The 21,136-nt window shown below is 64.5% G+C and carries 22 protein-coding genes; 7 read left to right on the top strand and 15 right to left on the bottom strand.

What is annotated here, in order from left to right; genetic code table 11:
* Window positions 1-85 precede the first annotated feature (85 nt).
* The 3 genes from ACYVNQ_RS16080 (at window position 86) to ACYVNQ_RS16090 (ending at window position 2,310) form a co-directional block, all read left to right on the top strand.
* On the top strand, window positions 86-1,366 hold the full coding sequence (locus tag ACYVNQ_RS16080; RefSeq protein WP_460903486.1) for an NAD(P)/FAD-dependent oxidoreductase: 1,281 nt from the start codon (window positions 86-88) through the stop codon (window positions 1,364-1,366).
* A 201-nt stretch (window positions 1,367-1,567) separates the two neighbouring features.
* A complete protein-coding gene (locus ACYVNQ_RS16085; RefSeq protein ID WP_460903487.1) occupies window positions 1,568-1,903 on the top strand; it encodes a hypothetical protein in 336 nt (111 codons plus the stop codon).
* Between the two features lie 146 nt (window positions 1,904-2,049).
* On the top strand, window positions 2,050-2,310 hold the full coding sequence (locus ACYVNQ_RS16090; protein ID WP_460903488.1) for a hypothetical protein: 261 nt from the start codon (window positions 2,050-2,052) through the stop codon (window positions 2,308-2,310).
* Between the two features lie 64 nt (window positions 2,311-2,374).
* On the opposite strand, the gene ACYVNQ_RS16095 is transcribed toward ACYVNQ_RS16090, so the two are convergent.
* From ACYVNQ_RS16095 to ACYVNQ_RS16120, 6 genes are all read right to left on the bottom strand, one after another.
* On the bottom strand, window positions 2,375-2,710 hold the full coding sequence (locus ACYVNQ_RS16095) for a hypothetical protein (protein ID WP_460903489.1): 336 nt from the start codon (window positions 2,708-2,710) through the stop codon (window positions 2,375-2,377).
* Between the two features lie 31 nt (window positions 2,711-2,741).
* Window positions 2,742-3,521 carry a PAS domain-containing protein gene (locus ACYVNQ_RS16100; RefSeq protein WP_460903609.1) on the bottom strand — a complete coding sequence of 260 codons (780 nt, stop codon included), beginning with the start codon at window positions 3,519-3,521 and terminating at the stop codon, window positions 2,742-2,744.
* Between the two features lie 148 nt (window positions 3,522-3,669).
* Window positions 3,670-4,995, bottom strand: a complete 1,326-nt coding sequence (locus ACYVNQ_RS16105; protein WP_460903490.1) for an FAD-dependent oxidoreductase — start codon at window positions 4,993-4,995, stop codon at window positions 3,670-3,672.
* Window positions 4,992-5,261, bottom strand: a complete 270-nt coding sequence (locus ACYVNQ_RS16110; protein WP_460903491.1) for a (2Fe-2S)-binding protein — start codon at window positions 5,259-5,261, stop codon at window positions 4,992-4,994. The genes ACYVNQ_RS16105 and ACYVNQ_RS16110 overlap by 4 nt, the downstream gene beginning before the upstream one ends.
* Window positions 5,254-6,501, bottom strand: coding sequence for an NAD(P)/FAD-dependent oxidoreductase (locus ACYVNQ_RS16115; protein WP_460903492.1), 1,248 nt, complete (start codon window positions 6,499-6,501; stop codon window positions 5,254-5,256). The genes ACYVNQ_RS16110 and ACYVNQ_RS16115 overlap by 8 nt, the downstream gene beginning before the upstream one ends.
* The gene (locus ACYVNQ_RS16120; protein WP_460903493.1) at window positions 6,458-7,414 is read right to left on the bottom strand and encodes a 4-hydroxyproline epimerase; all 957 of its coding nucleotides are present in this window, start codon (window positions 7,412-7,414) and stop codon (window positions 6,458-6,460) included. Before ACYVNQ_RS16120 ends, ACYVNQ_RS16115 begins: the two co-directional genes overlap by 44 nt.
* A 381-nt stretch (window positions 7,415-7,795) precedes the next feature.
* On the opposite strand from ACYVNQ_RS16120, the gene ACYVNQ_RS16125 reads away from it, so the two are divergent.
* A complete protein-coding gene (locus ACYVNQ_RS16125) occupies window positions 7,796-8,701 on the top strand; it encodes a dihydrodipicolinate synthase family protein (RefSeq protein WP_460903494.1) in 906 nt (301 codons plus the stop codon).
* Window positions 8,702-8,873: 172 nt separating this feature from the next.
* Window positions 8,874-10,010, top strand: coding sequence for a branched-chain amino acid ABC transporter substrate-binding protein (locus ACYVNQ_RS16130; RefSeq protein ID WP_460903610.1), 1,137 nt, complete (start codon window positions 8,874-8,876; stop codon window positions 10,008-10,010).
* 116 nt (window positions 10,011-10,126) lie between these two features.
* On the opposite strand, the gene ACYVNQ_RS16135 is transcribed toward ACYVNQ_RS16130, so the two are convergent.
* Window positions 10,127-10,858: a response regulator transcription factor gene (locus ACYVNQ_RS16135; RefSeq protein ID WP_460903495.1), complete on the bottom strand. Its 732-nt coding sequence runs from the start codon at window positions 10,856-10,858 to the stop codon at window positions 10,127-10,129.
* 283 nt (window positions 10,859-11,141) lie between these two features.
* Between ACYVNQ_RS16135 and ACYVNQ_RS16140 the strand changes: the two genes are divergently transcribed.
* Entirely contained in the window at window positions 11,142-12,617 is a 1,476-nt protein-coding gene (locus ACYVNQ_RS16140) for an MFS transporter (RefSeq protein WP_460903496.1), read from the top strand.
* A 188-nt stretch (window positions 12,618-12,805) separates the two neighbouring features.
* Here ACYVNQ_RS16140 and ACYVNQ_RS16145 read toward each other — a convergent pair whose 3' ends face one another.
* Window positions 12,806-13,078 (bottom strand): hypothetical protein, encoded by a 273-nt coding sequence (locus ACYVNQ_RS16145; protein ID WP_460903497.1) that lies wholly within the window; start codon window positions 13,076-13,078, stop codon window positions 12,806-12,808.
* A gap of 130 nt (window positions 13,079-13,208) precedes the next feature.
* Window positions 13,209-13,640 (bottom strand): DoxX family protein, encoded by a 432-nt coding sequence (locus ACYVNQ_RS16150; RefSeq protein ID WP_460903498.1) that lies wholly within the window; start codon window positions 13,638-13,640, stop codon window positions 13,209-13,211.
* A 252-nt stretch (window positions 13,641-13,892) separates the two neighbouring features.
* Here ACYVNQ_RS16150 and ACYVNQ_RS16155 point away from each other — a divergent pair, with 252 nt between their 5' ends.
* Window positions 13,893-14,618: a DeoR/GlpR family DNA-binding transcription regulator gene (locus tag ACYVNQ_RS16155; protein WP_460903499.1), complete on the top strand. Its 726-nt coding sequence runs from the start codon at window positions 13,893-13,895 to the stop codon at window positions 14,616-14,618.
* 57 nt (window positions 14,619-14,675) lie between these two features.
* On the opposite strand, the gene ACYVNQ_RS16160 is transcribed toward ACYVNQ_RS16155, so the two are convergent.
* The 6 genes from ACYVNQ_RS16160 to ACYVNQ_RS16185 form a co-directional block, all read right to left on the bottom strand.
* Window positions 14,676-15,722 carry an ABC transporter permease gene (locus ACYVNQ_RS16160; protein ID WP_460903500.1) on the bottom strand — a complete coding sequence of 349 codons (1,047 nt, stop codon included), beginning with the start codon at window positions 15,720-15,722 and terminating at the stop codon, window positions 14,676-14,678.
* Between the two features lie 86 nt (window positions 15,723-15,808).
* Window positions 15,809-17,341: a sugar ABC transporter ATP-binding protein gene (locus ACYVNQ_RS16165; RefSeq protein ID WP_460903501.1), complete on the bottom strand. Its 1,533-nt coding sequence runs from the start codon at window positions 17,339-17,341 to the stop codon at window positions 15,809-15,811.
* Between the two features lie 85 nt (window positions 17,342-17,426).
* A complete protein-coding gene (locus tag ACYVNQ_RS16170; RefSeq protein ID WP_460903502.1) occupies window positions 17,427-18,431 on the bottom strand; it encodes a substrate-binding domain-containing protein in 1,005 nt (334 codons plus the stop codon).
* A gap of 141 nt (window positions 18,432-18,572) precedes the next feature.
* Entirely contained in the window at window positions 18,573-19,595 is a 1,023-nt protein-coding gene (locus ACYVNQ_RS16175) for an ABC transporter permease (protein WP_460903503.1), read from the bottom strand.
* 43 nt (window positions 19,596-19,638) lie between these two features.
* On the bottom strand, window positions 19,639-20,616 hold the full coding sequence (rbsK, locus tag ACYVNQ_RS16180; protein WP_460903504.1) for a ribokinase: 978 nt from the start codon (window positions 20,614-20,616) through the stop codon (window positions 19,639-19,641).
* Entirely contained in the window at window positions 20,613-21,095 is a 483-nt protein-coding gene (locus ACYVNQ_RS16185; RefSeq protein WP_460903505.1) for an RbsD/FucU family protein, read from the bottom strand. The genes rbsK and ACYVNQ_RS16185 overlap by 4 nt, the downstream gene beginning before the upstream one ends.
* Window positions 21,096-21,136: the final 41 nt, after the last annotated feature.

Consider the following 21,136-nt stretch of genomic DNA (forward strand, 5'->3'; position numbering starts at 1 on the left):
ACGCGACGAAGTGCCACGCAGCACATATGAAGCGCACATGCGTCCCGCACGAATCCAATCCGAGCCGCACCACTTATCCAGCCCGATGCAGAGTTTCTACGAAGCCACTGTTGCACGCCCCGAGCGAGCGCGTTTGAGCGGCCGGCACAGCGCACGCGTATGCATCGTCGGCGGCGGGCTTGCGGGACTTTCCACCGCACTCGGTCTCGCCGAGCGCGGCGTGACCGACGTCGTCGTGCTCGAAGCGCAGCACATGGGCTTCGGTGCTTCCGGCCGCAACGGCGGCTTTGTGTTCGGCGGCTACAGCCTCGACTGCGCGGACCTGCTGAAACTGCTCGGCCCGGCGCGGGCCCGCGAACTGTACGCGCTGACTATCGACGCGGTCGATCTGATGCGCAAGCGGATCCGCCGCTACGGGATCGACTGCGACGCGACCGATGCTGGCGTGATACTCGCAAACTGGTTCGACGAGCCCGCCCGGCTCGACACGCAGCGACGGCTGATGAAGGAATCGTTCGGCGTCGACTGGGAACCGCTTGCCGCACCGGAGCTCGCCGCGCGTCTGATGACACGCCGCTATCACGGCGGCCTGTTCGAGCGCAACGCGTTCCATTTCCACCCGCTGAAGTACGTGCTCGGCGTGGCCGACGCTGCCGCGGCGGCCGGCACGCGGCTCTACGAGCAATCGCCGGTGAGAGCGCTACGCGCGCAGCGTGGCGGCGGCTTCGTGGTCGAAACGCAGCATGGCGCGATCGACGCCGAGCATGTCGTGATGGCGAGCGGTGGCTACGCACGCAACGTGTACCGCCGCGTCGAACGTGCGGTATTGCCGATCGCCACTTACGTGATGACGACCGAGCCGCTCGGCGCCCGTCTCGCCGAGGCGCTCGCCTGCGCTTGCGCGGTGTACGACACGCGCTTTGCATTCGACTACTATCGCCCGCTGCCGGACACGCGCATTTTGTGGGGCGGCCGCATCTCGATCGTCGAACGCACACCGCAGGCGATCGCACGGCTGCTGCGCCGCGACCTGCTGAAGGTCTATCCGCAGCTGCACGACGTGCAGATCGATCATGCGTGGGGCGGACTGATGAGCTATGCGCGGCACAAGATGCCGCAGATCGGCCGCAGCAGCGACGGCGTCTGGTACGCGGTCGGTTTCGGTGGGCACGGCATGGCGCCGACCACCGTCTCGGGCGAACTGCTGGCTGCCGCGATCGCCGGCGAACGGCCGGTTCCCGAAGCGTTCGCACAGTTCGGTCTCGCCCCGACTTTCGGCGCGCTTGGCCTCGCCGCCGCGCAGTTCACCTACACCGCGATGCAAACACGCGACGCGCTGGCCGCAAGGCGCCGCACGGTACGCTGAAACAACGCAGATGCATCCTTCGGCCCGTGCGCAGGGACGACGCAACAGGGCCGCTGAAACCGCGCCGGCGCGTCCGCTTGCGGCACAGTGCCGCGTGCTGCACCGCAGCTTTGCGCTAGGCACAGCTCTTGCGCCGATATAATCCGTGATGTTGCGCGACCGGCAAAATTGCCGGAAACGACCCGAAATCCAAGGAGAGTCATGAGGAAAACACATATTGCAACGCTGTGTGCGGTGCTCGCGCTCAGCGCGTGCGCGCAGTTCCAGAGCAACCCGGACGCGGGCGACCCGATGAAAGACACGATGACGAAACGCCCCGTCGACGATGTCGTTCAATGCATGAAGCAGGAAGCACAAAAGCACAACACGAGTTTCAAGGCCACGCCGATTCCGCAGGGCACGATGCTCGATTTCGGCGACTCGAACATCGTCAAGGTGCGCGAGGACAACGGCGGCACCACCTACCGTTTCTATGCAGGCCAGCGGCACATGTCGAACATGTGGATCGAAGCCGCGAGCCAGACCTGCGCACCGTGAGGCAAATGTAAGCAACAGTGTGCGTCGGCGCGCAACGCCCGTGCGCAAACCGCGTGCGGTGCCTGAGCGCGGTTTAAGCGCGGTTTAAGTTTGGCTGCGCATGATCGCGGTCACCAGAATTAAACATGATCGACAAGAGGTGTCCGATGGACAGCAGCCCGCCTGATGCAAAGCAGACGCAAGCGGCCCCGAAACGGGCGACCATATTGCGCCGGCTGTTGAGTCATCACGAAATTGCCACATTGCTGTTGTTGCTGCATGCGCCGGTCGACGCGCTTGCGAAGCCGGAAATTCCGATGCTGCAGGAAGCCGGGCTGGTAGAAACCATCGCCTCCGACGCCGGCGCGCCGCGCATTCGTCTGACCGAACACGGTAATGCCATCCTGCGTGGTCTTGGGGTGCGTTAAAACGGAATCAACGCACGATCAAACGTAATCAAGCTCACAACTCCCTGACCGACGGCGTGATGCTTCACGCCTGCCACACCGCGTAGCCTGCTTCGCGCAGGCCGATCGCCAGTTCCACTTCCATATCGCGCGCGCCATCGTACGGCAGCGGATTGAAAACCTCATACAGTTTCGGCATCAGCCGCAGGCCGTAATCGCGCACGAAGCGGTTCGCCTGGATACCGGCCTTGTGCCGGTCGAAACGCAGGTCCGGGTCGAGACCGGTCATCCCCACATACACACACGGCTTGTCGAAACGATAGTCCGGGTTCGCGCGCCTGAAGCGCGGCTCGTTCCACACCGTATCGTCGAGCGCCACCACGTACACGTAATAGCGTAATGCGGGGCCGCGCGGACTCATTTGCGTGCGTGACGGAGTATCGGGCAGCGCATCACGCGGCTGCGCGCTGCCGGCCGTTGCCGAGCAGCAGCATCCGGTACTCGGTCGGCGTCACGCCAACCGTCGCCTTGAATTGCCGCGTGAACGCGCTGTGATCGGTGTAGCCGCATAACGCCGCGACGTCGGTCACTTTCTCCTGCGACACCAGCAGTGCGGTGGCCGCGTCGAGGCGCGTTTTCAGCAGCACCTGGCGCGGCGTCAGCTGAAACACCTTGTGAAAATAACGTTCGAGTTGAGCGACCGACATGTCGGCCATGGCCGCGAGTTGCTTGAGATTCAGCGGCTGCACGTAGTTCTGCTGGATGTACTGCACCACCACCGCAAGCCGGCTGTAGGCCGGGTGGCTGCCTTCATCCGCTTTCAGGTCGCGCGAGATACCGGCAAGCCCGACGACCCGTCCCGACGGATCGCGCAACGGCTGCTTGGTGGTCAGGCACCAGCCAGGCTGACGCCCCGGATACAGATGCAACTCCAGCTGATCGAGCATCTGGTTGCCGACGTGGATGATCGCCTGATCCTGCGCGGTATAGACACGGCCGAAGCGGCGTGGAAACACGTCTTCGGCGGTCTTGCCGAGCAGCGCTTCCTTTTCCTTGCAGCCGCAGCGCGAGGCCAGCGTGCGATTGACCAGCGCGTAGCGCGCTGCGTCGTCCTTGACGAAGAACACGACGTCCGGCATCGCGTCGAACACCGGCTCGAGTAGCGTGAAATGCGCGAGCATCACGGCAAGCGTCGCGGCGCTCGCGCCGAGCGCTTCCAGCGGATTGGCCATATTCATCGTGCGAGCCTGTGCGGGCGAACGGTTGACGGGTGCGATCGATTATAGGGCCGAGCCCGGAGGCAAAACCAGGAGGAGCCTGAAGCCGGGTTGCGCAGCAAACAATCGGAGCCCGGGCCGCAGCGCTGCCCGCGTTCGTGCATCAATCCGCATTCGCCGGCTGCGGCGCGGCCTCGATCAGCGTGGCGATCTGTGCCGGGCTGAACGGCGGCCGCGGTTGCGCAGCATCCCAGCCGAAATAGACCGCAGCAGCAGTGCCGCAAATACGCCCTTGGCATGCGCCCATTCCACAGCGCGTATGCAGTTTCGCGTCGCGCCAGTTCGCATGCGCGCGCACCGCGCCATACGTGACGTCTTCGCAACGGCACAGCAGCGTATCGTCCGATGGCGGCGTACGTGCGAGTTCGCCTAGCGCGAACGCCGTTTCGACGCGCGCCGCAAAACGCTGCCAGCGCGCGCGCTGCGCGCGCAACCGCGGCAGCTCCTGCGAACTGCTGCCGCTCGCCGCCAATCCCGCGATCGCGCCTTCCACTGCCGACAGCTCCATACCGCCGATGCCGGTGCATTCGCCTGCGGCAAACACGTGCTCGAGCGATGTGCGCTGCGCGTCGTCGACCGCGATAGCCGCGCCGTCGCCCGCAGTTGCAGTTGTAGCGACACCGCCGCCGCGCATCTCGCAGCCGAGCGCCTGCGCCAGCACGACGTTCGGCACCAGCCCGTAGCCGCAGGCAATGCGCTCGCAAGCCAGCACGATATCGTCGCCAACCTCGGCGCCGCGCTGGATGCGCACGCGCTCGACCCGCCCGTTGCCGAGCGCTTCGCGCACGACACTGCCGCTCCAGTAGCGCAACCCGGCGAAGCCACGCGTCAGTTGCGCCGCCTGCCACAGCTTTGCCGGCGTCGCCGCGAGCGACAGACCGAAACGCGCCACTGCCGGCCAGGCTGCCTGCTCTACCACCGCCACCACCTCGGCGCCGGCTTGTCGCGCCGTCGCCAACGCGGCAAGCAAGAGCGGCCCGCTACCGGCGATCACGATCCGCTCGCCCCGCACCGGCACGCCGCTTTTGATCAATGCCTGCAGCCCGCCCGCACCGGTGACGCCCGGCAAAGTCCAGCCGTTGAACGGCAACAATCGCTCGCGCGCGCCGGTGGCGAGGATCAACTTTCGATACTGGACCGTCACCGCGCCATGTTCGACCGATTCGACCAGCAGACCACGCGCGTCGAGCGGCGCAACGACCCGCGCGGCGCTCAAAAGCACGACGTTACCGGCTTCCTGCAAAGCCGCCAGACGCTGACTCAACGCCGCCGCGCGCGGATGCCGCGGACCGTGCCGCCACACCTGGCCGCCCACGCGGGGATTGTCGTCGAGCACCGCCACGCGTGCGCCCGCGCGTGCCGCCGCGTGCGCCGCATTCAAACCTGCCGGCCCTGCCCCCACCACGACCACGTCGTATTGCTGCTTCATCGCAGCCTCACGGTTTCGATGACCTGGCCCTCGCGGCACAGCGTCTGGCACGCCAGTACGTGCGCGCGGCCGTCAACCGTCACACGGCACTCCTGGCAGATGCCCATGCCGCACAGCGCAGCGCGCGGCATACCGCTTACCGACAGACGCGTACCGGCAATTCCCGTACGCATCGCAAGCGCCGCTACGATGGTCGCGCCGGCCGCGACGTCGACGGTCTTGCCATCCACCGTCACGCGTAGCGTCGCAGCATGTTCGTCACGCATGACAAACTCCCAGCGCAAAGCGCGCAGGCAAATACGGTTCGCACGGAATCGGCGCGGCACTGGCAGTGATCTGCGCGGCAAGCAGTCTGGCGGTGGCAAGCGAAGTCGTCACGCCGAGCCCTTCATGGCCGGTTGCGAGCCACACACCGGGAGCGAAAGCGCCGGCGGGTCCGATCAGCGGCAAGCCATCGGGCGACGCCGCACGAAAACCCGTCCAGGCGCGAATGCCGTTCAGCGTGGGCAACGCGGGCAGATAATGCGCGGCACGACGCAGCATCTGCGCGAGCACCGGCATTTCCACGCTGGGATCGGTCGTCTCGAACTGCCGCGACGAACCGATCAGCAGTTGGCCGGTGGGCCGCGGCTGCGCATTGAACGCGACCGACGTGCCGCTCGCGTGATGTGCGCTCTTGATATAGCCAAGCTCGAGCAATTGATGGCGGATCAGCCCCGGGTAGCGGTCGGTGATCAGCAGGTGGCCTTTTTTCGGTTGCATCGGCAACGATCGCACCAGCGTATTCGCGCCGATACCGTTCGCGACGATCACGTGTGCCGCTTCGACGCGTGCGCCGTCCGCCAGTGTCACGCTGCGCGCATCGACTGCCACCGCCTGCGCACCGAGCCGCAATTCGATGCGCGATGCGCCCGGCCCTTCCTGCAGCAACCATTGCGCAACGGCCGGCGCATAGACGATGCCGTCGTCTTCGATCAGCAGACCGCCTGCCATCCGCTCGGCCAACGCCGGTTCGCACTCGCGCAATGCGTGCGCGTCGAGCAATTGCGCCGCGACTTGCTGCGCGGCGAAGCCGTCGTGCAACGCGCGCGCGGCTTGCCATTCGTCGTCGTCCTCGGCGACCCACAGCGTGCCGCAGCGCACGAACGCATCGCGTGCACGCAGCTGCGGCGCAAGCTCCAGCCACAAGCTGCGCGAATAAGCACTCAACGCGAGTTCCGCAGGCGAGTCGTTCATCGCAACGATATGGCCCATGCCGGCCGCCGTCGCACCGCCGCCGATACCCTGCGCGTCGAGCACCATCACGCGCATGCCGCGCGCCGCCAGTTCCGCCGCGCACGCCGCACCGACGATGCCGGCGCCGACGATCACTGCATCTGCTCTCATCGAATGCGTCATGACTCGAACATGGCTATCGACGCGTGCATGCGTCGCCGCATGCGTGTGACCGTATTGCCCGTGCTCATCTGAGGCGGATGCCTGCGGCGAACGGATCGCGCTCGTCAAAACACAGACGGCTCTCCGCCATCACGTAAGCATGGCCGGTGATGGTCGGCACCACCGTCGGCGTACCGCCGAGCGGTGCACCTTGTACGTAGCTCGCGTCGAATACGCTGCCGATAATGCTTTGCTGACGCCACACGCGGCCCGCTTCGAGCTTGCCGTCGGCCGCAAGGCACGCGACCTTCGCGCTGGTGCCGGTGCCGCACGGCGAACGGTCGTAGGCATCGCCCGGGCACAGCACAAAGCTGCGGCTATCGATACCCGCTTGCGCGCCCGGTCCGAACAGTTCGATGTGATCGATCAGCGCGCCGTCTGCGCCGGTGATGCCGGCGGCGCTCAACGCGTCGCGCATTGTCGAGCTGAACGTCGTCAGTTCCGCGATATGCGCCGCTTCCAGCGCGCGGCCATGATCCGCAACGAGGAAAAACCAGTTACCGCCCCACGCGATGTCGCCGGTGAAAGCGCCGTAACCCGGCACGTCGATGCTGACGTCCTTGCGATAGCGATACGACGGCACATTGCGCACCGACACGCTCAGATCGTCGTTGAGCGTCGCTTCGACGATACCGACCGGCGTTTCGATCCGGTGCCGCCCGGGCCCGATGCGGCCCATATGCGCAAGCGACACGACGAGGCCGATGGTGCCGTGCCCGCACATGCCGAGATAGCCGACGTTGTTGAAGAAGATCACGCCCGCCGCGCATTCCGGGTCGTCCGGTTCGCACAGCAACGCGCCGACCACCACGTCCGAGCCGCGCGGCTCGGTCACCACGCCGGCGCGCCACGCGTCGAACCGGGTACGCAACACGTCGAAGCGCTCGGCAAGCGTGCCCGCGCCGAGTTCAGGGCCACCCGCTACAACCAGACGGGTCGGCTCGCCGCCCGTGTGGGAATCGATTACGTTCAAGGTTTTCATGGCGTCATGGTAGGAATGCGGCGCGCGTGAGTCTTGACCCGGTTGCGCGCCGATTGTGACGATTTCGGCATAGCGATGCGAGCCGTCTGGCATTGTAGCGAATCCATGCTACGGCAGCACGTTACAAGCGCAACAGGCCGCATGCCAGATCGTCCGCGACACGTGCTCGTCGGCCCTACGGCTTTGCCGTTGCAATACAGGCAGCGAGCCTCCGTAACATCCCTGATTGCCGTAAACCACCATGACGTGAAGCCCAATAGCCTGCCAGCCATCACGACCGCACTATGCTGAAATCGTCATCCGGCACGCGCGAATCGCGCAAGACGTGCGCATTTTCGCTGCTTACACTGCGATCGATTCATCACCATCAGGAGAGCAGTCGTGGCGCATATCTGGGAAGGCGTGATGCCTGCCGTCACCACCAAATTCCACGCGGATTTCAGCATAGACCGCGCCTGGACCAAGAAGAATATCGAAGCACAGATCGATGCGGGCGTCGACGGCATCATCGTCTGCGGCTCGCTCGGCGAAGCGTCGACCTTGTCGCTCGACGAAAAGCTGCAGGTGCTCGACGTGGCGGTCGAAGCATCGCGCGGCCGGGTGCCGGTGCTGCTGACCATCGCCGAAAACAGCACGCTCGACGCGTGCCGCCAGGCGCAAGCCGGTGCGAAGCACGGCGCCGCAGGCTACATGGTGCTGCCGGGCCTGCGCTACCTGTCGGATCGCCGCGAGACGCTGAATCACTTCCGGATGGTTGCGCACGCAAGCAGCCTGCCGCTGATGATCTACAACAACCCGCTCGCATACGGCGTCGACATGACACCCGACATGTTCGCGGAAATCGCCGACGAGAAGAAAATCGTCGCGATCAAGGAATCGTGCGGCGACGTGCGGCGCGTGACCGATCTGATCAACGCCGTCGGCGACCGCTATGCGATTCTGTGCGGCGTCGACAACCTCGCGCTCGAAGCGGTGATGATGGGCGCGCACGGCTGGGTCGCGGGCCTCGTGTGCGCGTTCCCGCATGAGACGGTAGCGATCTACAAGCTGTTCAAGGCCGGCCGCTTCGAAGAAGCGCGCGCAATCTACCGCTGGTTCGCGCCGCTGCTCGCGCTCGACGTGTCGGCCAAGCTCGTGCAGAACATCAAGCTTGCCGAAGCGATCGTCGGTCTCGGCACCGAGCCGGTGCGCCCGCCGCGCCTGCCGCTTGCCGGCGACGAGCGCAAGAGCGTCGAAGCGCTGATCCGCCGCTCGATCGAAACGCGCCCTGCACTGCCGAAGCTGTAAACGCCGCTCTATCGCAAGTGAGCGGGCGCGCGTTGCACACGCCGCGCGCCCGCTCACGCATCCATTCGCAACACCACGTACGTCAACGAAGTGCCGCCGGCATGCGCAAGAACGCGCAAGCCGCGTCGGCGTTCATCCATACACGGGGGAAGTGAAAGTGAAGCTCAGCAAAATGCACGTTGTCATCGCGTCGGCAATTGCCGTCGCCTTCGCCGCCGGCAGCGCGTCCGCCGCGGACGGCGATCTCGTCAAGATCGGCTTTGCGGCGCCGTTGACCGGCCAGCAGTCGAACTACGGCACCGACATGCAAAAAGGCGCGCAGCTCGCAATCGACGACTTCAACGCGACGCATCCGGTGATCGACGGCAAGCCGGTCACCTTCGCACTGACCTCGGAGGACGACCAGGCCGATCCACGCACCGGCACCACCGTTGCGCAGCGGCTGATCGACGATGGCGTGCACGGCATCATCGGCCACTTCAACTCGGGCACCAGCATCCCCGCATCCGACCTTTACAACCGCGCGGGCCTGCCGCAGATTTCGATGGCCACTTCGCCGGAATTCACGGCACGCGGCTACAAGACCACCTATCGGTTGCTGACCAGCGATTCTCAGGCCGGCAGCATCATGGGGGCGTATGTGGTGAAGCGCCTGAACTACAAGCGCGTCGTTATCATCGACGACCGCACCGCGTACGGCCAGGGCATCGCCGACGAATTCGCGACGGCCGTGCAGGCCGCCGGCGGCACGATCGTCAAGCGCGACTTCACCAACGACAAGGCGCTCGATTTCTCCGCCATCCTGACCAACCTGAAGGGCATCGCGCCCGATGCGGTGTTCTATGGCGGCGGCGACGCGCAATCGTCGCCGATGATCCGCAAGATGCGGCAACTCGGCATCAAGTCGGCGTTCATTACCGGCGAGATGTCGAAATCGCCGACCTTCCTGAAGGTGGGCGGCAGCGCGGCGGAAGGTTCGATCGTCTATATGGGCGGCCTGCCGAACCAGAAGATGCCTGGCTTCGCGAGCTTCGCAGAGCGCTACAAGGCACGCTTCAACGAAAGCCCGGTGACGTATGCGCCGTACTCGTACGACGGCACGATCGCGCTATTGACGGCGATGAAGAACGCGAACTCGACGGACCCGAAGGTTTATACGCCGTATCTGGTCAAGCTGACCTTGAAAGGCGTGACGTCCGACGACATCGCGTATGACACGAAGGGCGACCTGAAGGATGCGCCGGTGACGATCTACAAGGTGGACAAAGGCGCGTTCGTGCCGATGGATACGATCGGCGGCAAGAGCTGAACAAGCTGCCTGCGAAAGCCAGACAGACATGCGCGCGCGCCAGCGGTGCCCTATGCATGGGCAGCGTGGCGCGCGCAGTGTGTCATTGCCTCGTTGCGGCGCGCTTCGTCACATCGTCAAGCCGCGGCGGGCTGCCGCTCAGCGGCGTTCTCGCGGGTGCCCGTACTCACGCACAACAACCGGTATCCGCTCTTGTACACCGGCTGCAAACGGAAATCGTTGTGGTCGCCGATCTCGAGCAGCACGCGCAGCCGCGACACGTGGCTGTCGATCGTACGCGTCACCTCGCGGAATTCACGCCCCCACACCATCGCGAAGATGTGATCGCGCGACAGCACCCGGCCGACGTTCGAGAAGAACAGCGACGCCAGCCGGAACTGCGTGCCTGACAGCTGCACGGGTTGACCGCGCAGCGTCACGATCTGGCGCCGCGTATCGAATCGATACGGCCCGACCTCGAAGCTCGACAAACCGAAACGCTCCGGATAAGCACGCCGCAACAGCGCGGTAATGCGCTCGCGGAATTCGGCGATGCGCACCGGGAACGTCACGTAATCGTCCGCGCCGCACGACAGCGCGCGCACGATGCTCTCTTCGGATGCATCTTCCGATGCAAACAGCACCGGCACCCGGTCGCCGCTGACCGAACGCACCGACTTCAGCACGTCGCTGCCCGACATTCGTGCGCCGGGCCAGTCGAGTATCAGCAGATCGGTGGTCGAACGGGCCAGGGCTTTCGCCAGCATCAGGCCGTCGTCGAAGAGCAGACAGCTATGGCCGGCCTGGACAAGGATGCGTTCGAGCTGTTTGCTCCGCACCGGATCTCGTTGAAGGATCGCAATTCGCATTGTAAAAATTCTCAAGTTCGCCTCGCTGGCGATTCTGTGAGGTGCGACTGCGATCGCCCATAAGACCAGTCTGAATTTGCAGGGCCACATGCTTGCGCGGCACGCGCGCGGCTGGGCAAGCGGCGTCGTGGGCGTGGCCGGGCCTTGTGCAGCAAGGGTTCGCGTCTGTTCCCGGCGCTTGTCTCGTAAATCAGCAAAAACGCCGCGCGCCCCCTGCATTGCCGCATGCATGGTTCAGCCAGGCCGGAAACGTCGCGGCTCGGCACGCCCGTAACATGGGCCTATGAACACACCAACCCCTCCCCGAGCCTCATCGTTCTCGCCCGCACTGGCCCGTATCGTTGCGACGGTCAGCGTCGGCTTCGTCGTCACGCAGCTCGACGTGACCATCGTCAACGTGGCGCTCGCGAAGATCGGCAACGACCTGCACGCGAGCGTCGCCGGCCTGCAATGGATCGTCGATGCCTACACGCTCGCGTTCGCGGTGCTGATGCTGTCGGCCGGCGTGCTCGGCGACCGTTTCGGTGCACGTCGCCTGTTCGCGTGCGGCATTGCACTGTTCGCCGTCGCCTCGCTGTTATGCGGGCTGGCCGGCAACGCGGCGCTGCTGGTTGCTGCACGCGCGTGCCAGGGGATCGGCGCGGCGGCGATGCTGCCGAACTCGCTCGCCTTGCTGAACGACGCGTGCAGGCACGATTCGAGGTTGCGCGCACGCGCCGTCGGGCTGTGGACCGCCGCCGGCGCGGTCTCGATCGCGGCGGGCCCGGTGATCGGCGGTTTGCTGATCGAAGCATTCGGCTGGCGCAGCATCTTTCTCGTCAACCTGCCGCTGTGCGCGGCGGGTCTGGCGGCCACCTTCGTCTGGGTGCCGGGCGCGGCATCGCAGCAGCCGGCTCGCGCCGCTAGCGCGCGTGGCATCGATCTGCGCGGCCAGGCGCTTGCGGTCGTCGCGTTGACCGCGTTCACCGCTGCGGTGATCGAATGGCGGCCGCTTGGCATCGCGCATCCGCTCGTCGCGGGCGGCCTCGCGCTTGCGCTGGTCGCGGCGCTCGCGTTCGTCGCGGTCGAGCGTCGCGCCGAGCGGCAAGGCGCCGCACCGATGCTGCCGCTGACGCTGTTTCGCGCGCGCACCTTCAGCGCTGCCGTGCTGTTCGGCATCTGCGTGAATCTGACGTACTACGGCGTAGTGTTCGTGCTGAGCCTGTTTCTGCAGCGCGTGCGCGGCTACACGCCGCTGCAGGCGGGCCTCGTGTTCCTGCCGCTGACCGGCGGCTTCCTGGTGTCGAATGTCGCGAGCGGCTGGCTGGCCGGCCGCTGCGGCGTGCGCGTGCCGATGGTGGGCGGCGCGCTGATCGCAGCGCTCGGTTATGGTCTGCTGCACGGCATCGATGCGAACTCGCCGCTCTGGGCGCTGTTTGTGCCGTTTGTGCTGATTCCGTCCGGGATGGGGCTTGCCGTGCCTGCAATGACCACCGCGGTACTCGCCTCCACCGACGCGCGCCGCTCGGGCATCGCGTCGGCGGTATTGAATACGGCGCGTCAGGCGGGCGGTGCGGTGGGCGTCGCGGCATTTGGCGCGCTGGCGGTCGGCACGCACATCGTGGCCGGGCTGCACGCGGCGGCAGCCATCTCGGCAGTCGTGCTGGTCACGGCGTTTGCGCTGGCGTGGCTGGTCGACCCGCATCCGCATGTGGGTGCCGCGGTACGCGATGGAGGGAGTGCGTCCGGCCCGCGCAACGCGGTGCATACGGCCGAATAAGACAACGCAGTAGGGGCAGCGCTGCGCGTCGCTGCAAATGCGCTTTTGCGTCTGACGCCGGACATCAAACAAGACAACGCCCGCGATGCCCTCTAAAGCATTCGCGGGCGTTGCGATCTGTGCGGCTGTGCGGCTTTGTTGCACGCCCGAACGATGTCGCATGCCCGACGCGCCGCACTCGCCGCTGCCTACAACGGCACTTCCTGAATCTCGCCGGTGTCGAGCGCCTTCTCGATCAGCTTCTCGTGCTGCACCTTGCGGATCGCATTGGCAATGAGTTCCTTGGGCTCTTCGATCTCTGCCTTGATCGTGCCGATCAAGCCGGACGCATCCATCAGAACGAGAGTCTTGGCTGAGTCCGCAATGCTGATGATGACGCGATGCGGAGTCGGCCCTTCGCCCAGGCTCGCGCAAAACTGCATGACCTGGCCGCCGATCGTGTAGTCGAAACCTTGAATCATTGCGTGCTCCTTTTTAGCTTGATCGAAACCGTTGGGGAGATTCGCCAGAGCGTATCACGCAGTGTTACGCAACGTTCGGGCCCGCCGTGCCGCGCCACGCTTCAAGGCAACGCACGCCACCGATACCGGCCTAAAGCGACAAGCCGCTGCGCGGCGCGCGCGCACCGTCGATACTGATACGTCCAGCGCCCGTCACGGTCAGCAGCAAAAAACCACCGGCAATACCGATGTTCTTCCAGAAATGCACCACCATGTCGCGCTGCAGGCTCGCGTCGGTGACGTTCCAGAAATCGTGGCCGAGCACCGCGGTCACCACCGCGTAGATCGCAAGAATCAAACCGAGGGCGCGAATCTTGAAACCGAGCACGAGCAGCACGCCGCCCAGCACTTCGATCGCGACGACGAGTGGCGCCGCGATCGCAACGAACGGTACCCCCTTCGATTGCAGGTAGCCGACAAAACCCGCGTAACCCAGCAATTTCATCGTGCCTGCCCATAGAAACAGCACGGCAAGCGCAATGCGCGCAATCAAAATGACGCCGGAATCGACGGCACGCGTCATGGGTTCTCCCCCTTCGTTTGAATTAAGCAGAAGACCCTGCGAACCGCGCATCAGTTCCCCCTTTTACGTTACGGCCCTGCGTAAATCAGCAAAATTTTCAGGCCTTGCAGATTTTTCGTGCCGCTCGATGCGGCCGATAAAAATGCAATCGATGCGCTTTGATGTGACAGACTCTGACGTCAAGTTGTTATAATTCTCCCATAACCCGAAAAAAATCTAACGCGCCCGCGTAACCCGCGCGCGAGGACTTCCATGCTCAAAACTGAACGTCTGCGTGTGCTTTCCGATGCGTTGACAAGGCAAAGCGTGATGCGCCTGCGCGACGCGGCGGCGCTGCTCGGTGTATCGGAAATGACGGTGCGCCGCGATATTGCCGCGAGTCCCGGCAAATTCACGTATCTCGGCGGCTATATCGTCAGCGCGACCGACGTGCCGAATTCCGCCGGCTATTCGCTGGAACAGGAAAAGGATCACTTCGCGCCCGCCAAGGCAGAAGCTTCCGCGCATGCGGCCAAACTGATCGGCGACAACGAAACCCTGTTTATCGATTGCGGCACCACGCTCACCACGCTCGCGCGACTGATTCCGGCGGAGCGGCATGTGACGGTAGTCTGCTATTCGCTGAACGTCGCGGAGATTCTGCGGCGCAAGCCCAATGTGCGGATGATCTTGCTGGGCGGCGTCTACGTGCCGTCGTCCGATTCGTTTTCCGGCGAGGACAGCATCGACGTGCTGCGTCGCATGGGCATCAACAAGGCGTTTATTTCAGCGGGTGGCGTCGATCCAACGCGCGGCGTGACCTGCTGGAATTTTCATGAAGTCGCGCTGAAGCAGGCGGCAATGGCGAGCGCGGTGGAAAGCCACCTCGTGGTGGACAGCAGCAAGTTCGGCGTCGTCAAGGCGGTGCGCTTCTCGCAGGTCGACGACTTCGATTCGATCATCACCGAGAAGGGGCAGCAAGCGCGCCGGCGCAAGTAACAGGTCAATCGGCGCCGGCGGTTGCTATAGCAGGTGGGATTGTTTCAACAGCCAGGATCAGCGCTTGCGTTGCAACGCGAACAGCGTGCCGGCGATCAGAATGAACCCGCCGATAATCACCTTCTGCCAGGTGCTCGGCACGCCGATCAGAATCAGCACGTTGTTGATCAGCGTGACCAGCACGACGCCGAGCAGCGTGCCGGCCACCGTGCCGGTGCCACCCGTAATGCGCGCACCGCCCAGAATCACCGCGGCGATCACGTCGAGTTCGCTGCCCACCAGATCGAACGGATTCGCGAGCCGGTTGTTCGACACGTGCACGATGCCCGCGATACCGGCCAGCATCCCCGTATAGCCGAATACGAACAGATGGATCGCGCGCAGGTTATAGCCGAGCCGCTCGGCGATCGCGAGGCTGCCGCCCATCGCATACACGCCGCGGCCCATCATCGTGCGGTTCAGCAGCCACCACGTCACCCATGCAGCGATCACCAGCGCCAGCACCGAAACCGGCAACACCGCGCGCAGGCCGTCGCCGGTCTGATAGAGGAACAGCGGAATGCGGCCGAAGTGATCCATGCTGTGCGGGATGTTCATAAAGAACGTGGTCCCGATGAAGGTCAGCAGAATGCCGCGGTACAGGTACTGCGTTCCAATCGTGACGATCAGCGAAGGCGCCTTTAGCCGGTGCACCAGCAAGCCGTTGATCAGGCCAAGCAGTATTCCGCCCACCGCTCCGGTGACGAGGATCAGCGCGAACGGCGCATCGGGCCACCACGCGAACACGGCCTTGGTGATCCCATACATCGTCAGCGCGGCGATCGCGGTGAACGACACGTCGATACCGCCCGACGCGAGCACCACGAGCGTGCCGAGCGCAAACAGCGACACCGTGGTCGCCGAATGCAGCAGGTCGAATAGCGTCGCGAGCTGGAAAAAGCGCGGGTTGATCGCGCCGACGATCACGCACATCACGACGATCAGTCCGGCGGTGAACCATTCCGGCTGGCGCGCGAGCCGCGCGCGCAACCCGGGCGGTTTCACGTCAGGAGCGACTTCGGCGACATTGGGAGTGGTCATGGTCTGCTTCAAGCTGGTTGACATCGATGACATCCTTCAAAACCTTTAGAGCACTTGCCTTGCATGCCGCGCCATCGCAATTGCAATCGCGATGCTTGCGCGCGCAACTTTCACGCCGCTTCCGACAGCAGCGCGTGATACAGATCCGCTTCATGCAACTGGTCCGCGCGATATTCATTGGCCACACGGCCCTTCTTCATCATCAGGATGCGGTCGCAGTTCTGCAGCAGTTCCGGCAGATCGTCGCTGATCAGGATGATGCCGATGCCCTGCTGCGACAGCCGCTGCATGATCCGGTAGATGATGTCCTTCGACCCGACGTCCACGCCGACCGTCGGCCCATGCAGGATCAGCACGCGCGGGTCGATCGCGAGCCAGCGGCCGATCAGCACGCGCTGCTGGTTGCCGCCCGACAGCGACTGCACCGGCTTGTCGACGTCGGGCGTGGCGATCTGCAAATCCTTCACGGTCTGCACCGCCAGTTGCTGCGCCCGCGCGCGGTCGATCTGGCCGAAGCGGTCGCGCAGCGTCGAGATCATTGCGGTGATCACGTTGTCGCGAATCGGCTTGTCGAGAAAGAGGCCCTCATTCAGGCGGTCTTCCGGCACATAGCCGATGCGATGATCTCGCGCGTCGGACGGCGTGCGCACCTTGATCGTCTTGCCGTCCAGCACCAGCGCGCCGCTGTCGGCAGGCGCGACACCGGCGATCGCGCGCGCCAGCTCGTTGCGACCGGAATCGAGCAAGCCGGTCACACCGAGAATCTCGCCGCGATGCAGCGTGAACGACACATCGGCAAACTGCGCGGCACGCGTCAGATGCTTGACGTCGAGCACCACGTCGCCGCCCACTTCGCCTGCGCGATAGCGCTCGTTCGACAGCTGGCGGCCCGTCATCAGCTCGCTGATCTGCGCCTTCGTGTACTGGTCGATCGGACCTTGCGCCATTTTCTGGCCATCGCGCAGCACGATCACCTCGCCGCCGATCGCATAGCATTCGTCGAGCTTATGGCTGACGAACAGCACCGTCACGCCCTGCGCGCGCAAGTTCGCGAGCACGGCGATCAGGTTGTCCACTTCCTTTTGCGTCAGCGACGTGGTCGGTTCGTCCATGATCACGAACTTCGCCTCGCTGGCAATCGCGCGCGCGATCGCTACCAGCTGGCGCGTCGCCAGCGGCAGTTGCTCGATCAGTGTCGCCTGGAATTCGGCATTGCCCGGCAAGCCGACGGCCTGCAGCGCTCGCGCCGAGGTTTGCGCGAGCAGTTTGCGGTCGAACGTGCGCGTGAGGCGGCCGTTGTGTTCGGCCAGTTCCGCCGTGAGCGCAACGTTTTCCGCCACGCTCATGTTCGGCAGCAGCGACAGGTCCTGATAAACCGTCTCGATGCCGGCCGCGAGCGATTCCAGCGCCGACAGGCGCGCATGATGCACGCCTTCGATCACCAGTTCGCCTTCATCGGGCGGCTGTGCGCCGGAGATGATCTTGATCAGCGTGCTCTTGCCGCAGCCATTCTCGCCGAGCAGATGGTAGATCTGCCCGCGCGCGAACGACAGGCTCACGCCGCGCAGCGCGTGCACGCCGGTAAAGCGCTTGTGCACGCCGACCACTTCGAGAAACGGCGTCGAGGAATCGTGTTGGTTCATGGTACCAGGCCGTAAGTCTTGGAACGCGCATCCCGGCGCGTAACGGCCGCAGCCATCGCGAGAGATGCGCGGTAATACACAACGATCAGAACGGGTACTGCTTGTAGTTCGACTTGTCGACATCCACCCAGCCCTGGCCGCGCACGATGATGCCCTTGCCCGGGCCCTTTTCGACCGTTACCTTCGTGTAGCCCGGAATGCCGAGGTCATCGCCGCTCTTGATGGTCTTGCCATCGATCAGCATCTTCGCGATCTTGTTCATCGCGATGCCGGCGAGCTTCGGATCCCAGAACGCGATGCCATTGACTGCACCGCTTTCGAGAAATTTACCGGCTTCAGTCGGCAGGCCCGTGCCGTACACGCAGATCTTGCCCTGCAGGCCGGCTTCCTCGACCGCCCGGCCGATACCGATCACGTCCAGCGACGACGAGCCCTGGAAGCCCTTCAGGTCCGGATGCTTGCGCAGCACTTCCTTCGCGACTTCATAGGCGCGCTCGCCGTCGTTGTTGGTTTCGAGCTTCGGCTCGACCAGGTTCATCTTCGGGTACTTGGCCTTCGCGTTGTTGATGCCGCCGTCAGCCCACTGCACCTGCGAGCGGCTGCCGAGCGAGCCGACCAGCACGGCCCACTTGCCGTCGTTGTGCATGCATGACGCGAGGCGTTCGTTCAGGCCCGCGCCATACGCGCTGTTGTCGAACGCTTCGATGTCGACCATGGTGTTTTTCTCGTTGTCCGCTTCGTGCGTGACAACCTTGATGCCGCGGTCCATCGCCTTCTTCAGCGCCGGCTCGAGCGTCGGCGGATCGTACGGCACCACCGCGATCGCGGTGACCTTCTTCGCGATCAGATCTTCGATGATCTTCAGTTGCTGCGCGGCATCGGCGCGGCCCGGGCCGGTCTGATACGCGTTGATGCCCGGATTGTCCTTCGCGAACTGCTTGACGCCGTCGTCCATCCGGTTGAACCAGTTGATGCCGGTCACCTTGACCACCGTCACGATGGTCTGGTCGGTCGCGGCTTGAGCGGCGGCGATCACGCCTACGGCAAGGGCGGCTGCGCCGAGCGCGGCAGTCAGTCGTTTCAGTTTCATTGCGTTGTCTCCTTGGTATCAGGCAATTCGTCTAGGTTATTGGTGTCGATCGTCGGCTTTCGAATCTGCCGCACTGCCCCTGGGTTTTCGTTGGCGGGCCAGGAGGGCGCCGAGGTCCGCCAGCAAATCATCACGTTCGCGCTAGCGCCTGCGGTTCGGCTGCATGAACCCGAAGATCGCGCGCACCCGCTCGCCGCCCGCGAAAGCCAAAGACAGCAGAAGCAGGAAACCCCACGCGCAATCGCCGAAAAACTGCGACACGCCGAGCAGATTGAACAGGCTCGACAGAAACTGCAGCACGGTAGCGGCGAAAAACACGCAGATAATGCGGCCATAACCGCCGGACGGATTCACACCGCCCATCACGGCGATCAGGATCGCGATCAGCAGATACGAGTTGCCGTAGTCCCATTTCGCGCTCGACGTATGCGTTGCGCTGATGAGTCCCGCGAGCGACGCGAGCACGCCGCACATCATGTATGTCAGGATCAGCATCCGGTCGCGCGGAATGCCGGTATAGAACGCCGCTTTCGGATTGGTGCCCATCAGATAGAGCCGCAAGCCGAACGGGCTGCGTCTGAGCAGCCAGCCGAGCAGCACCACGGCCGCGATGAAAATGATGAACGAGATCGGCACGTTGAAGGCCGTGCCGTTACCGATATCAGCCAGCGGCTCGACATAATCGATCCGCACCGATGCGCCATTGCTCAACACCACGGCGAAACCGGTAAACAACAGCTGCGTGCCGAGCGTGGCCAGAATCGGGGTGAGGCGCAGCCGCGCGATCACCACACCATTCAACAGGCCGCCCAACGCGCCCATTGCGACGACGATCGCGCAGAACGCACCGGTGTACAGCATCGGCGAATCGTCGCCGCTCAGGAACTTCGGCACGATCAATGCAGCCACCATGCCCGACAGATTTGCGAGGCCGACGCCGGACAGGTCGATACCGCCGTTGCCGGACACCATCGACAGCATGATGCCGAGCGCGAGCAGCCCGAGTTCGGGCAGCTGGCTGCCCATCGACTGAAGATTGTCGATATCGACGAACTGGCCGTGCGACAGCCACGTCGCAACGAGCACGACCAGCACGTTGACGATCAACAGGAAGTTCAGTTGCCGGTCGGCGAACAGCCTGGCAGCGGAAAACGAAGACTTCATGGTTGAGGCTTCCTCCATACAGCGCGATGCAACACGGCCTGCGTCACGCGGACAACGCGTGGCTCGTGCCGGACTGCTGCAATACTTCGTTGATCTCGGCGAGCTTCGGCATTGAAGGCGCGGTGCCGGCACGCGTCACCGAGATACCGGCGAGCGCGCTAGCGAAGCGCATGGCCGCGAGCGGTTCCTCGCCGCGTGCGAGCGCTGCCGCGAAGCCACCGGTAAAGCCGTCGCCGGCGCCAGCGGTCTCGACCACGCGGCCGCAGCGGAACGCCGGCACGAACACCGATTGCGTCGCGCTATGCAGCAGCGCGCCCTGTTCGCCAAGCGTAACGATCACCGTGCCGACGCCTTTTTTCAGCAGCAGGTCGGCCGCGCGGCGCGCATCGTCGACGGTGCTGACCGGCACGCCGGTCAACGCTGCCGTTTCGGTCTCGTTCGGCGTGATGTAGTCGCACAGCGGGAACATGTCGTCGGGGAGCGCCATCGCCGGCGCCGGGTTGAACACCGTCGTCACGCCATGCTTGCGCGCGACTTCGAGGCCACGCCTTGCAGCGCTGAGCGGCTGCTCGAGCTGCGTAACGAACACGCGCGCGCCGGCGATATCCGCCTCGATCGCATCGACGTCCGCGGCGTTCATCGTGCCTGCCGCCCCGGCTGCGACGATGATCGCGTTCATGCCAGTCGTGTCGTCGACGAAGATGTGGGCAGCACCGGTCGACGCGCCATCGATCACCGTGGCGCGCGACGTAATGCCTTCGGCGTCCCACGTCGCGCGCGCGATCTGGCCGAACGCATCGTTGCCCACGCGCGTGCAGAACACCACGTCGGCACCAGCGCGCGCCGCCGCCACCGCCTGATTCGAGCCCTTGCCGCCCGGTCCCATCGCAAACCCGGAACCGGCGATGGTCTCGCCGATCAGCGGCATACGCTCGGCACGAAACGTCAGATCCGTCACGTAGATGCCGAGAATCACCACGCGCCCGCGGCTTTGCGGTTGCGTGCCCGTCGACGTGCTCATTTGCGTGACTCCTGCGCATCCTTCGGCGCATCGGGCGCGAGCAGCACGCCCTTCTTGAACACGAAGCAGCCATAGCCGCGCTGTTCGCCGGTGGCGATCACGCAATAAGCGTTGCGGGCGCGCTCGTAAAACGCAAACCGTTCGATCGAATGGAACGGCAGGTCGCGCCCTTCGGCAGCGTTGACCTCAGCCTGAGCTTCACGCTGCACCGCGGGAATCGTGTTGGGTTCGCCGACTACTTCCATGCGCAATGCGGGGTCGTCGACAAAGGTGTCGAGCGGCAGCACCGACAGCACCGCGCGAATCGCGCGCGCCGCATCGGCGCCGTCGATACGCAGCAGTTTGCCGAGCACCGTTGCGCGCGCAACGGAGTCGGCCGGGAAGTTGGCGTCGCAAATGATCAGTTCGTCGCCGTGACCCATCGCGCGCAAGGCATGCAGCACGTCGGCGTTAAGCAGCGGGTCCAGATTCTTTAGCACGTTGTCTCCTCCATTCCGGTTGGCGCGCTATCCGTTCTGTG

Source organism: Paraburkholderia jirisanensis (assembly GCF_054782355.1).